Below are 12,255 nucleotides of genomic sequence, written 5' to 3'. Positions count from 1 at the left end.
GGGACGACACGCTTCAATAAAGCCTGATCATCAGGGCGCCGGCGAGCAAGAGCACGGCGCCCACGATGCGGCCGGTGGAGATTTCGCGAACCGCGACGCCAAGAAAGCCAACGCGATCGACCATCATGCCGGCCAGAAGCTGGCCGGCGACCAGGAATGCCATCAGCGCCGCGGCGCCGATCCGCGGCGTCAACAGCACCGAGCTCGTCACATAAACGGCACCAAGGGCACCGCCAGCCACGAACAGCCATGGTGCGGGGGTTCGCCAGTCGATGACGAGCCCCTGCGTTCTGGTGGTGAAGAAGGTGACAACGCCCAGCACGACAGCGCCGGCCAGGAACGAAATCGCGGCGGCAGCCACGGGCACGCCCAATCCGCGTGCGAGTTGGGCATTGATGGGAGCCTGGATCGCGATGAAGGCGCCCGCCAGGACGCCGAGAAGCGACCAGAGAGCGCCGACCATCGAGCTTAGGCCTGCACGTCCGCGGCGACCTTCAGCGACACGATCTTGTCGGGATCCTGCACCGGCTCGCCGCGCTTGATCTTGTCGACATTGTCCATGCCTTCGATGACCTGGCCCCAGACCGTGTACTGGCGGTTGAGGAAGCCGGCATCCTCGAAGCAGATGAAGAACTGCGAATTGGCCGAGTTCGGGTTCTGCGCGCGCGCCATCGAGCAGGTGCCGCGGCCGTGGTTCATGTTGGAGAATTCGGCCTTCAGGTCCGGCCTGTCGGAGCCGCCCATGCCGGCGCGGCCCGGGTTGAAGTCCTTGCCGCCCGACTTGCCGAACTTGACGTCGCCGGTCTGGGCCATGAAGCCGTCGATGACGCGATGGAAGACGACGCCGTCATAAGCGCCTTCGCGGGCCAGTTCCTTGATGCGGCCGACATGGCCAGGGGCCAGATCGGGGAACAGTTCGATGACGACCTTACCCTTGGTCGTTTCCATGATGAGCGCGTTTTCGCGGTCCTTGATTTCAGCCATTTTCTGTATCCTCTTGAAAAATCAGTTCTTGTCAGCGGCGATGCGGACCTTGACCATGCGGTCGGGATCGGTGACCGCGCCGTTGTCGGCGGCATCGCCCTTCTTGATCTTGTCGACGAGTTCCATGCCCTTCTCGACGGTGCCGACAATGGTGTACTGGCCGTTCAGCGACGGCGCCGGGGCGAACATGATGAAGAACTGCGAGTTCGCCGAGTTCGGGTTCTGGGAGCGGGCCATGCCGACGACGCCGCGCACATATTTCTCCTTGGAGAATTCGGCCGGCAGGTCCGGCTCCTTCGAGCCGCCGGTTCCGGCGAGGCTGGCATCATAACCCTTCTTGGCGTTGCCGTACTGCACGTCTCCGGTCTGGGCCATGAAGCCGTCGATCACGCGATGGAAGACGACATTGTCATAGGCGCCTTCGCGCACCAGCTTCTTGATCTGGGCAACATGCTTCGGCGCCAAATCGGGGCGCAGGGCGACGACGACGTCACCGTCCTTCAGCGTGATGACCATGGTGTTCTCGGGGTCTGCCGCGAAAGCCTGCGACGCGCCGCCGAACAGGCCGGCAAGCACGACGAGGAAAGCGGCGAGCTTCTTGAGCTGCATTGGAAAAATCTCCGAAAAGTCTATTTCGCGAATTTGGCTTTAAGCGCACCGGCGACCGCCACCGGCACGAACGGGCGGATATCGCCCCCCATCGAGGCTATCTGGCGGACCAATGTGGCGGTAATCGTGCGCACCGAGGGGCTGGCCGGCAGGAACACGGTCTGCAGTTCGGGCGCCATGGTCTCGTTCATGCCCGCCATCTGCATTTCATAGTCGAGATCGGTACCGTCGCGGAGGCCGCGGATCATGATCGAGGCACCTTGCTTGCGGGCGGCGTCGATCACCAGCCCGGTAAAGGAAACGACGCGGATGCGCCGGCTTTCAGCCCCGAATTCAGTGGCGGCGGCCCTCTCAATCAGTTCGGCCCGTTCCTCGAATGAAAAGAGCGCCGTCTTCGACGCCTGGATGCCGATCGCGGCATACACCGTATCGGCAATCGCCAGCGACGCCTTCAGCACGTCGAGGTGACCGTTGGTCAACGGGTCGAAGGAGCCGGCATAGAGCGCGATGCGTTCGGTCATGTTGCTGCTTCTAGCGGGCGCGCGGCTGGAACGCAAATGGCCTTGCCACGCGGCGCGTGAACCCTTCGTCAACCATGAACAGCAGATGAACGGCGCAGTCAGACACGGTTAAATTCTGTTCACGTACAGATAGATGATGATGCGGAGTGAAACCTTTTCACCCGCCGCTCGTTTAGGTGACAGGAGAACCAGCCATGATGATCCTCATGCTCGCCACTGCAATGACCGTAGCGATGTTGATTGCGACCGTTTTCGGCCTACACCAGGAAGCCGAGCGCGTGCGCCTCGACGATTTCGACCGCCGCAACCGTTTCGGCCGCCGCCGCTAAGGCCCAATCCCGAACCAACCCCTGCCGACAGGCGCTTACGCCTCGTCGGCCAGCCGCTTCTCCATATCCACCACGATCCAGCCCGGCCGTTTCGGATTGGCCCGCCTGCCGGTTTCGCGATAGCCATAGGCCGAATAGAGCGCGATGTTCCGCTCCATTCGCGCGTTGGTGTAGAGCTTGACCAGATCGAACTGAGCGGCCCGCGCTTTTTGCTCGGCCCAGTCAAGCAGCCGGATGCCCAGCTTCCGGCCCTGGAAGGCCGGCGCCACCGCAACGGAAAAGATCAGGATGTGATCGGCGTGCCGTTCCAGCACGATCAGCCCGGCGAGCGCGCCTGAGACTTCCAGCAGCCAGACCTGCCCCGCTTCGATGCGAGGAGCGTAGTCCTCGGTGACAGGGATCGGCGGCGCGCCAAACGCCTGCGTATAAGGCTCATAAGCCTGCTCGGTCAGCGCCGTGACCGCCTCGACATCCGAGGCGGTGGCGAGGCGAAATACCGGCGTTTCGTCCAGCATCGTCCCGGCCGTCAGGCCTGCGCCGGATCAGCGCCGCCTTCGCCGGCACCGTCTTCGGCCGTCTCCTCGCCATCCGCATCGTCGCCTTCCGGCTCGGAAATGCGCTCGACGGACACCACCTTTTCGCCCTCGGCGGTGTTGAAGATGGTGACGCCCTTGGTGGCGCGGCTGGCGAAGCGGATATCGTGCACCGGCACGCGAATGACCTGGCCGCCGTCGGAGACGAGCATGATCTGGTCGTCATTGCCGATCGGGAAGGCCGCTACCAGCGGACCGATTTCACCCACCTTCGACACGTCGGTGGCGCGAATACCCTTGCCGCCGCGGTTGGTCAGGCGGAAGTCATAGGACGAGGAACGCTTGCCGTAACCATATTCGGTGACGGTGAGCACGAACTGCTCGTGCTGCCTCAGCAGTTCATAGCGCTCGTCGGAAAGCTGCGCTTCCTCGGAGACCTCCTCGTTGGTCAGCGCGACATCTTCCTCTTCGCCGGCGCCGGCCAGCCGCCGCTCGGCAACCGAGCGCTTGAGATAGGCTGCGCGTTCCGCCGGATCGGCGTCGACATGTTCGATGATCGCCATCGAGATGACGCGGTCGCCTTCGCCCATCGAGATACCGCGCACGCCGACCGAATTGCGGCTCTGGAACACGCGCACGTCATCGACACGGAAACGGATGCACTGGCCCGAATTGGCGGTCAGAAGCACGTCGTCATTGTCGGTGCAGGTTTCGACGCCGAGGATCTCGTCGCCTTCTTCCTCCAGCTTCATGGCGATCTTGCCGTTGCGATTGACCTGGACGAAATCGCTGAGCTTGTTGCGGCGGACGGTGCCGCGCGTCGTCGCGAACATCACGTCGAGTTCGCCCCAGCTTGCCTCGTCCTCCGGCAGCGGCATGATCGTGGTGATGCGTTCGCCCTGTTCGAGCGGCAGCATGTTGATCAGCGCCTTGCCGCGCGACTGCGGATTGCCGATTGGCAGGCGCCAGACCTTTTCCTTGTAGACGATGCCACGCGAGGAGAAAAACAACACCGGCGTATGGGTGTTGACCACGAATAGCCGGGTGACGAAATCCTCGTCCTTGGTCGACATGCCCGAGCGGCCCTTGCCGCCACGACGCTGCGCCCGGTAGAGCGACAGCGGCACGCGCTTGATGTAGCCGGAATGGCTGACGGTGACGACCATGTCCTCACGCGGGATCAGGTCCTCGTCTTCCATGTCGGCGCCAGCATCGGTGATCTCGGTGCGGCGCGGCGTACCGAACTCATCGCGCACGGCAATCAGTTCGTCCTTGACGATCTGCTGGATACGGGCACGGGAAGCCAGAATATCAAGGAAATCAGCAATTTCGGTGCCGATCTTGTTCAGTTCGTCGGCGATTTCGTCGCGACCGAGCGCGGTCAGGCGCTGCAGGCGCAATTCGAGAATGGCGCGGGCCTGCTCTTCCGACAGATTGTAGGTGCCGTCCTCGTTGATGCGGTGGCGCGGATCGTCGATCAGGCGGATCAGCGCCTCAACATCGGCGGCCGGCCAGCGGCGCGTCATCAGCTGCTCGCGCGCCGTCTGCGGGTCCGGCGCGTTGCGGATCAGCTTGATGACCTCGTCGATGTTGGCGACCGCGATCGCCAGACCGACCAGGACGTGAGCGCGTTCACGCGCCTTGCGCAGCAGGAACTTGGTGCGCCGGCTGATCACTTCCTCACGGAAAGCGACGAAGGCCCTCAGCATGTCGAGCAGGGTCAGCACTTCCGGCTTGCCGCCGTTCAAAGCCACCATATTGGCGCCGAACGACGTCTGCAGCGGCGTGAAGCGGTAGAGCTGGTTGAGGATCACCTCGGCATTGGCGTCGCGCTTCAGCTCGATCACCACGCGGTAGCCCTGACGATCGCTTTCGTCGCGAATGTCGGAAATGCCCTCGATGCGCTTTTCGCGCACCAGTTCGGCCATCTTCTCGATCATCGAGGCCTTGTTCACCTGATAGGGAACCTCGGTGATGACGATGGCCTCGCGCTCGCCGCGCATCTCCTCGACATGCACCTTGCCGCGCATGACGACCGAACCGCGGCCGGTCGAATAGGCGTTGTAGATACCGGAACGCCCAAGGATCAGACCGCCGGTCGGGAAATCCGGACCGGGAATGATCTCCATCATCGCGGCAAGATCGATGGCCGGATTGTCGATGACGGCGATGGCGCCGTTACAGACTTCCACAAGGTTATGCGGCGGGATGTTGGTGGCCATGCCCACCGCGATGCCACCCGCGCCATTGACCAGCAGCGCCGGGAAGCGCGCCGGCAGAACCTTCGGCTCCTGGCCAGACGCGTCATAGGTGTCCTGGAAGTCGACCGTATCCTTGTCGATGTCCTCGAGCAGCTCGTGCGCGACCTTGGTCAGGCGCGATTCCGTGTAGCGCATCGCTGCCGGCGGATCGCCGTCGATCGAACCGAAATTGCCCTGCCCGTCGATGAGCGGCACACGCATCGACCAATCCTGCGCCATGCGCACCAAGGCATCGTAGATCGAGGCGTCGCCGTGCGGGTGATATTTACCCATCACGTCGGCGACCGGGCGCGCCGACTTCACATATTTGCGGTTCCAATGATAGCCGCTCTCATGCGAGGCATAGAGGATGCGCCGGTGCACCGGCTTCATGCCGTCGCGCACATCGGGGAGCGCGCGGCTGACGATCACGCTCATGGCGTAATCGAGATAGGAGCGCTGCATCTCCTCGATAATAGAAATCGGCTCGATGCCTGAAGGGCCGTCCGGCCCGCGCGGTGTCTTCTGGTCGGTCAAAACAGATCGCAATCTTTAGGGAATCGTTCAAATCTTATATAGGAAAGCGGCGCCATTCTCCAATCCCGGAGCGCGGTTTTTCGTCGCCGCACCGATGTTTTCCAGTGCTTATTTCCCCTGTTATTTCAACGAGATAAGAGAAGCCGCCGAAAGGCGCCTCCATACGGGCCGCCACAATGTGGCAAGCTCGTGAATTTGCACCCGAAAATACCGTCACAGCAGCAGCGGAAATCGCATGAAACGCCACCGCCAGGATCCGGAAAAACGAGCAAATCCAAACGGCCGGCGATAGCTGACACTGGAAGCGTTGCCGACCGCAGCCATTGCGCGAACGACCGGTGACAAGGTGATCGCATTCGCGCTACCAATGACGCGGTCACGCGCGGAAGGGGAACGGCATGCCCACTTACGAAAGCCTGTTCAACGCCTTCGTGACGCTGCTCGTGACCATCGACCCGCCAGGCCTGGCGCCGCTCTTCCTGGCGGTGACGCGCGGCATGAACCGCGAACAGCGCCAGCAGGTGTCGGTGCGCGCTTCGATCATCGGCTTCCTGGTGATTGCACTCTTCGCTGTGGCCGGCGCCTCGATCCTTTCGGTGTTCGGCATTACCCTTCCGGCGTTTCGCGTCGCCGGCGGCTTCCTCCTGTTCTTCATCGCCTTCGAAATGGTGTTCGAGCGCCGGCAGGACCGTAAGGAAAAGAGCGCGGACGTGGCAATCACCAAGGACCACATCCACAACATCGCCGCCTTCCCGCTGGCCATACCGCTGATTGCTGGCCCCGGCGCCATCTCCGCGACGGTGCTGCTGTCCAGTTCATACCATGGCGTTGCGGGCCAACTGTCGCTGCTCGCCATCATCCTGGCCTGCCTGCTGATCACCTATGTGGTGTTCATTCTGGCCGAACGCATCGACCGTATCCTCGGCCAGACCGGGCGCTCGATCCTGACCCGGCTGCTCGGCGTCATCCTGGCCGCGCTCGCCGTGCAATTCGTCGCCGACGGCATCAAGGCGCTGGCCGGAAGCTGACAACTCCCACCTTACGCCGATCCGGCCACGGCCGGTCATTCCTTCATGAGCGAGCATCCGGACCGGCCCAGGAAGGCCCGATCTCGATCGGAAAACGGCATATGTGAAGAAGATCACAGATCGGGAACCGACGCGACAGCTACGCTGTCGCCGTCTCGCGCAATCATGACTGTCCAACGAGGGTTGCGCGTTCTCGGGAGCGTCCCGTGTGCCTCCCCGCATGCGGGACGCTCCCGCTTTTTCAACCGAAGCGAGGAGTGTCGGCAGCCTGCCGTGGCCAAGCCACGACTGCTTTGCTTCCGTTCCGGCCGGCAATGCATGGCCTGACGCCAGGCGACGCCATGCCAGTCGCAGCATGAAGACTTCGCGGTTGGAGCGCAAATTTCCCGCTCGACCGCGGTGGGGAGGGTCGGGTTGCCAGGCCCGAACGGATCAGAGCACGTCGGCAGCCGTATCGACCACTTCGAAGTCGTGCGTCACCTTCGCGGTCTTGCCCATCATGATCGAGGCCGAGCAGTATTTTTCGGCCGACAACTGCACCGCCCGCTCGACCTTGTCGCGCGACAGGCCCCTGCCCTTGACGATGAAATGCATGTGGATGCGGGTGAAGACCTTCGGATCGGTTTCGGCGCGATCGGAATCCAGCTCGACGACACAATCCTCGACCGCCTCGCGGCCCTTTTCGAGGATATGCACGACATCGATGGCCGAACAGCCGCCCGTGCCGATCAGAAGCAGTTCCATCGGGCTTGGCCCGGGTGACTTGCCGCCTTCGCCATGCGCCGTGCCCAGAACCAGTTTGTGGCCGCTCTGGGATTCTCCCACGAATGTGCGGCCTTCAACCCATTTGATACGCGCCTTCATGCCATTTCCTCTTTTCAGCGAAAGCCAGCGGCTCAGGGCATCTCGGCCAGAAGCGCCTTGACCACATGAGCCGAGTTTGTCGAGGCGAGCGCCATGAACGTCGCCATCTGATTGGCGCCTTCGCCGCCGCCAGCCAGATCGGAAAGACTGCGGACCGCCAGGAACGGCACGCCGTTGCTGTAGGTGACGTGAGCGACCGCGGCACTTTCCATGTCAAGCACCTTGGCATCGAAGGTCTTGTGCACATAGTCGCGGAATTCGGCGTTGTCGACGAAAGCCTGCCCGGACACGCCATTGCCGCCGACGACGATTTTGGGCGGCTTGGCGAGACAGCTGTTGTCGGACGCGCAGGCCAGAAGGTCGAGTTTCGCCGCCACCTTGCGCGCCGCATCGAGCAGCGCCGGGTCGGAAGGGAACCAGAATTTCGTCTCCTCATCAGCACCGCCCTTGCGGGCAATGCCGACCGAGCGCGGCACGATCATGCCATAGCCGGCGAATTTGTCCTTCGGCAGGAAGGCCGGGATCTCAAAACCGCTGTCGGTCTTGCGGGCAAACACCGCCTCGAGATACTGGCCCCATTGGTCGGCAATGACGACGTCGCCGATGCTCAGCGCCGGATCGACACCACCGGCAATGCCCGAAAAGACCACTGAAGTGACGACGAACTGATCGAGCGCGGATTGCGTGGTCATCGCCGCATTGACCATGCTGACCCCGCTCAGGAACAGAACGACGTCCTTGCCGGCAAGCTTGCCGGTGATGAATTTGCGCCCGTTGATCTCATGTTCGGCGCGGTCGGACAGATCCGCTTGCAACGCCACCCATTCGGGCGGAAAGGCGGAAACGACCGCGATGCGCTGCTTTTCGTCCAGGCGCTCGGCTGCCGAGGCAGCCGGCTCGAACATGGCCAAAAGCAGCAGACCAAGGGCCGCGAGACGGGCGAAAGCGCGCATCACCAGTTCTCCTGCGGGAAGAACCGCCCTACCCGACCGGCGGAGCGGTAAAAGCCGGCCAATAGCAATCAGAACGGGATTTCATCATCCAGTTCGCGGGACGCACCACCGCCGCCGCCACGGTTGCCACCGCTGTCGCGGCCGCCACCGAAACCACCGCCGGAGCCGCCGCGACCACCGCCGTCAGTAGGGCCGGACTGGCCGAAGCTGTCGCGACCGCCGCCGGAGTAACCAACCTGGCCGCCCTCGCCCTGTCCACGCGCGTCGAGCATCTGCAATTCGCCACGGAATTTCTGCAGCACGATCTCGGTCGTGTAGCGATCCTGGCCCTGCTGGTCCTGCCATTTGCGGGTCTGCAGCTGACCCTCGACATAAACCTTCATGCCCTTCTTCAGATATTGCTCGGCGACCTTGGCGAGCTGATCGTTGAAGATGACGACGTTATGCCACTCGGTCTTTTCCTTGCGTTCGCCCGAGTTCTTGTCGCGCCAGGATTCCGAGGTGGCGACGCGGATGTTGACGACCGCATCACCCGAATTCAGCCGACGGACTTCCGGGTCCGCGCCCAAATTACCAACCAGAATGACCTTATTGACGCTGCCCGCCATCACACTTCTCCGCGCTCATCCGAAACCAAATTTCTCGCCGCACCATATAGGCTGAGGGTTTTCAGTGCCTGCCTCCGCAGGCCTTTCCCACAAGGTTTTTGTTCTACTTCCGTTCTAGTCTTTATCGCCAACGCTTGTCAAGGAATGTCAGCAAATGCGGGGCTTGCAAGCCTCTTTCGGCCAACGGAACGGAACAGGCCTTGCCAAATGAATAAGTACTCACTTATGCTTTTAGCATGATCGAATCCGAAATCTTCCGGGCACTCGCCGATCCAACCCGGCGCGCGCTCTTCGAACGCCTCGCCGCAGGCGAGATGACGGTTTCCGAATTGCGGACCGGCACGCCGATTTCGCAGCCGGCGGTCTCGCAGCATCTCTCCGTGCTGCGCGGCGCCGGGCTGGTGAGCGAGCGCCGCGAGGGCCGCAACGCCTATTACCGCGCCGCGCCGGACGGACTGGGTCCGCTGCTCGGCTGGATCGAACGCTACCGCGCCTTCTGGCCCGACCGCATCGAGAAACTGAAAGCCGTGCTCAAGGAGATGGATCAATGACCAGCGACGAACCGCGGGACCATAAGGATATCGTCGTCGAATGCGATCTGCCGGAGCCTCCGGAAAAGGTCTGGCGCGCTATCACGCAACCCGAAATTGTCGCTGCCTGGCTGATGCCGAACGACATCAAGCCGGAAGCCGGCCATCGCTTCAAGCTGGGCGAGGAAGGTCATATCGACTGCGCGGTTATCGAGGCCGAACCGGAACAGCTGTTGCGCTATTCATGGCGCGAACGGCCCGTCTCCGGCGAGGCCGGTTTCGACAGCGTCGTGACCTTCGTGCTCGCCCGCACCACGACTGGCGGTACGCATCTGCGGATTGTCCATGATGGGTTCGCCGCCGTCGCCGGCGCGACCGTCATGAGCGGCGTGGCATCGTGCAGCATGAGGCTCCACGTCGCCACGACATCCCCAACCAAAACCGTCCGTGCGGCCAACGCGCCGCAATGGCGGTTGATCGCCTGAACCCACGAAGGAACAAGACAATGTCCGCCATTGCCAATCTTGTGCCCATGGTCATCGAGCAGTCGAGCCGCGGCGAACGCACATTCGACATCTTCTCGCGGCTGCTGCGCGAGCGCATCATCTTCGTCAACGGCGAGGTCAACGACACCATGTCGGCCCTGGTCTGCGCCCAGTTGCTGTCCCTGGAATCCGACAATCCCGACAAGGAGATATCGCTCTACATCAATTCGCCCGGCGGCGTGGTGACCGCCGGTTTCGCCATCTACGACACCATGCGTTACGTCAGTTGTCCGATTTCGACGGTATGCATGGGCTTTGCCGCCTCGATGGGTTCATTCCTCCTGATGGCCGGCACGCCCGGCCGACGCATCGCGCTGCCCAACAGCAGCATCGTCCTGCACCAGCCGCTGGGCGGCTTCCAGGGCCAGGCATCCGACATCCAGCGTCACGCGGAGAATATCAGTCGCGTCAAAAAGCGCATGATTGGCCTCTATGCGGAACATTGCGGCCGCACGCTCGATGAAGTCGAGCGCACGCTTGACCGCGACCATTTCATGACCGCCGAGGAAGCCAAGGCCTGGGGGCTGGTCGACCACGTCTACGATACGCGCAAACACGCCGCCTGACCGGTATGTCAGCGCGATCGATGACAGCGCGGTCGGATGGCAGGGACTGGTCGCGGCGGCATCATGCGCCTATGTTAGGGGCATGATCCGCATTTCCGCTCCCCTCGCAATCGGGTTTTTGGGCTTGCTGGCAGTGTTGCCGCAGGCGGCGACCGCTGTTGCCGGCGAGCCGGCAAAGCCATCAAAAGGCAGCCTGCCTGGTGTCGATGGCGGCTACCGCATCGTCCAGCCGGCCGCCCCGCAGCCGGAGCCCGACGACACTAGCAACGGTGCGAACCGGCAATTCAAGATCGGCGACATGGACGTGCGCATTTCCGGCTCGGTGATCGTCGATGTCGGCGCCGGCGCGGTGTCGGCACCACGCCGCTAACAACAGCCCGAAAAATCAAAGTCGCGGCTCTGCGCCGCCGGATCAAACCAACGGATCTCTCGGCTGGAGACCAAACGGCAAGCGACCGACACGGCTGCGTCGGCCGCTCGTCAGGACATCGCTGGGCGTCTTACCAGTTGCGGACGCAATAGCCGCGCGGTGTCAGATGGGTGCCGCGCGGGCATGCGCGGTAGGCGGGCCGATTGCGGACGCATTCGCCATAGCGGTTCAAATGGCGGCCCGGGCCGCAATAAGCGCGCATCCTGTTTGGAACGCAGCGGCCCCAACGATCCATGTGACGGCCCGGCCCGCAGCGCCAGCCGACCTGCTCGATTGCGTTCGATGAGAACTGGGAAGATTGCGCGGGCGCGATCGGATAAGAGAAGGCAGGCGCGGCGAACGAGAAAAGACCGCCGAGAAGCACCAGGGCGGCGACAAGTTTTGCAGAATACATCACGTATTCCTCCGAGCGATGCCCCCCTGCACGCACGACGGTATTGACCGCTGGGTGAATGGAACGTGAATGTCTTCACGTTTCACGGCGATGTGAAAGGCACTGCCCGCAGGCACTCGCCGTCGGCCGACCAGTTCATCTGTGCTATCGCGACCAGCGCCGGGCTGCGTTATCAAGGACTGGGGCACAACGATGAGAGGACGCCATGCGGTTTCTTCCATACGTCGCTTCGGCCCTTGCTGCCCTTACCCCTGTTCCTGCGCTCAGCCAGCCGATGTTCGGCTACGGCACCAAGGACACCACTTTCTACATCACCGCCTGGAATCCGGAGAACAGAAGCTGGAACTGCTCGGCCGCCTTCACGCTCTATGATGACAGCCAGGGCGTGGCGCGGGTCGAGTTCAGCTACAATGAGAACTTCGTCGTCACCTCGCACACCAACAACACCATCGTCCATTTCGTCCAGGCACGCTGGGCGACGCGCAATCTGCGCTATTCGATAACCAGCCAGCCATCCTGCTTCTGACCGACGGGAACGGGAGTACCCGGGTAGCGTCCACGCGACGGCTGTTGCCGTCGCGGCT

General features: G+C 62.7%; 17 protein-coding genes. 7 read left to right on the top strand and 10 right to left on the bottom strand.

Annotation, left to right across the window (positions count from 1 at the left end; all coding sequences use genetic code 11):
* Nucleotides 1–13: 13 nt before the first annotated feature.
* The 4 genes from AB4136_RS17480 to coaD are packed head-to-tail and all read right to left on the bottom strand — an operon-like array spanning nt 14 to nt 2,114.
* On the bottom strand, nt 14–463 hold the full coding sequence (locus AB4136_RS17480; protein ID WP_024924843.1) for a DMT family transporter: 450 nt from the start codon (nt 461–463) through the stop codon (nt 14–16).
* 5 nt (nt 464–468) lie between these two features.
* The gene (locus tag AB4136_RS17475) at nt 469–984 is read right to left on the bottom strand and encodes a peptidylprolyl isomerase (RefSeq protein ID WP_024924842.1); all 516 of its coding nucleotides are present in this window, start codon (nt 982–984) and stop codon (nt 469–471) included.
* A 21-nt stretch (nt 985–1,005) separates the two neighbouring features.
* Nucleotides 1,006–1,593 carry a peptidylprolyl isomerase gene (locus AB4136_RS17470; RefSeq protein WP_024924841.1) on the bottom strand — a complete coding sequence of 196 codons (588 nt, stop codon included), beginning with the start codon at nt 1,591–1,593 and terminating at the stop codon, nt 1,006–1,008.
* Nucleotides 1,594–1,613: 20 nt separating this feature from the next.
* Nucleotides 1,614–2,114: a pantetheine-phosphate adenylyltransferase gene (coaD, locus tag AB4136_RS17465; protein WP_024924840.1), complete on the bottom strand. Its 501-nt coding sequence runs from the start codon at nt 2,112–2,114 to the stop codon at nt 1,614–1,616.
* A 194-nt stretch (nt 2,115–2,308) separates the two neighbouring features.
* On the opposite strand from coaD, the gene AB4136_RS17460 reads away from it, so the two are divergent.
* A complete protein-coding gene (locus tag AB4136_RS17460; protein WP_275040854.1) occupies nt 2,309–2,443 on the top strand; it encodes a hypothetical protein in 135 nt (44 codons plus the stop codon).
* Nucleotides 2,444–2,478: 35 nt separating this feature from the next.
* Here the strand turns inward: AB4136_RS17460 and AB4136_RS17455 are convergent, their stop codons facing one another.
* Nucleotides 2,479–2,958 (bottom strand): GNAT family N-acetyltransferase, encoded by a 480-nt coding sequence (locus AB4136_RS17455; RefSeq protein WP_024924839.1) that lies wholly within the window; start codon nt 2,956–2,958, stop codon nt 2,479–2,481.
* 11 nt (nt 2,959–2,969) lie between these two features.
* Entirely contained in the window at nt 2,970–5,753 is a 2,784-nt protein-coding gene (gene gyrA, locus AB4136_RS17450) for a DNA gyrase subunit A (RefSeq protein ID WP_024924838.1), read from the bottom strand.
* Between the two features lie 398 nt (nt 5,754–6,151).
* Here gyrA and AB4136_RS17445 point away from each other — a divergent pair, with 398 nt between their 5' ends.
* Entirely contained in the window at nt 6,152–6,781 is a 630-nt protein-coding gene (locus AB4136_RS17445) for a MarC family protein (RefSeq protein WP_024924837.1), read from the top strand.
* A 432-nt stretch (nt 6,782–7,213) separates the two neighbouring features.
* Here AB4136_RS17445 and AB4136_RS17440 read toward each other — a convergent pair whose 3' ends face one another.
* From AB4136_RS17440 to ssb, 3 genes are all read right to left on the bottom strand, one after another.
* Nucleotides 7,214–7,645, bottom strand: coding sequence for an OsmC family protein (locus AB4136_RS17440; RefSeq protein ID WP_024924836.1), 432 nt, complete (start codon nt 7,643–7,645; stop codon nt 7,214–7,216).
* Nucleotides 7,646–7,677: 32 nt separating this feature from the next.
* Nucleotides 7,678–8,598, bottom strand: a complete 921-nt coding sequence (locus AB4136_RS17435; protein ID WP_024924835.1) for a 5'-methylthioadenosine/S-adenosylhomocysteine nucleosidase — start codon at nt 8,596–8,598, stop codon at nt 7,678–7,680.
* Nucleotides 8,599–8,666: 68 nt separating this feature from the next.
* A complete protein-coding gene (ssb, locus tag AB4136_RS17430; RefSeq protein ID WP_024924834.1) occupies nt 8,667–9,206 on the bottom strand; it encodes a single-stranded DNA-binding protein in 540 nt (179 codons plus the stop codon).
* 236 nt (nt 9,207–9,442) lie between these two features.
* On the opposite strand from ssb, the gene AB4136_RS17425 reads away from it, so the two are divergent.
* The 4 genes from AB4136_RS17425 to AB4136_RS17410 all read left to right on the top strand — a co-directional run bounded on the left by AB4136_RS17425 (nt 9,443) and on the right by AB4136_RS17410 (nt 11,217).
* Complete coding sequence (locus tag AB4136_RS17425) at nt 9,443–9,757, top strand: ArsR/SmtB family transcription factor (protein WP_024924833.1); 315 nt, start codon at nt 9,443–9,445, stop codon at nt 9,755–9,757.
* Nucleotides 9,754–10,221, top strand: coding sequence for an SRPBCC family protein (locus AB4136_RS17420; RefSeq protein WP_024924832.1), 468 nt, complete (start codon nt 9,754–9,756; stop codon nt 10,219–10,221). Before AB4136_RS17425 ends, AB4136_RS17420 begins: the two co-directional genes overlap by 4 nt.
* Nucleotides 10,222–10,241: 20 nt before the next feature.
* Nucleotides 10,242–10,847 carry an ATP-dependent Clp protease proteolytic subunit gene (locus AB4136_RS17415; protein WP_024924831.1) on the top strand — a complete coding sequence of 202 codons (606 nt, stop codon included), beginning with the start codon at nt 10,242–10,244 and terminating at the stop codon, nt 10,845–10,847.
* An 82-nt stretch (nt 10,848–10,929) separates the two neighbouring features.
* Nucleotides 10,930–11,217 (top strand): hypothetical protein, encoded by a 288-nt coding sequence (locus AB4136_RS17410; RefSeq protein WP_024924830.1) that lies wholly within the window; start codon nt 10,930–10,932, stop codon nt 11,215–11,217.
* Nucleotides 11,218–11,347: 130 nt separating this feature from the next.
* On the opposite strand, the gene AB4136_RS17405 is transcribed toward AB4136_RS17410, so the two are convergent.
* A complete protein-coding gene (locus AB4136_RS17405) occupies nt 11,348–11,671 on the bottom strand; it encodes a GCG_CRPN prefix-to-repeats domain-containing protein (RefSeq protein WP_024924829.1) in 324 nt (107 codons plus the stop codon).
* A gap of 205 nt (nt 11,672–11,876) precedes the next feature.
* Between AB4136_RS17405 and AB4136_RS17400 the strand changes: the two genes are divergently transcribed.
* Nucleotides 11,877–12,197: a hypothetical protein gene (locus AB4136_RS17400; protein ID WP_024927657.1), complete on the top strand. Its 321-nt coding sequence runs from the start codon at nt 11,877–11,879 to the stop codon at nt 12,195–12,197.
* Nucleotides 12,198–12,255 lie beyond the last annotated feature (58 nt).

The sequence above is a fragment of the Mesorhizobium sp. 2RAF21 genome, from assembly GCF_052115345.1.
Classification (GTDB): Bacteria; Pseudomonadota; Alphaproteobacteria; order Rhizobiales; family Rhizobiaceae; genus Mesorhizobium; species Mesorhizobium terrae.
The sequence above is the reverse complement of the archived record's forward strand: the minus strand, read 5'-3'. Positions and strand labels throughout refer to the sequence as shown.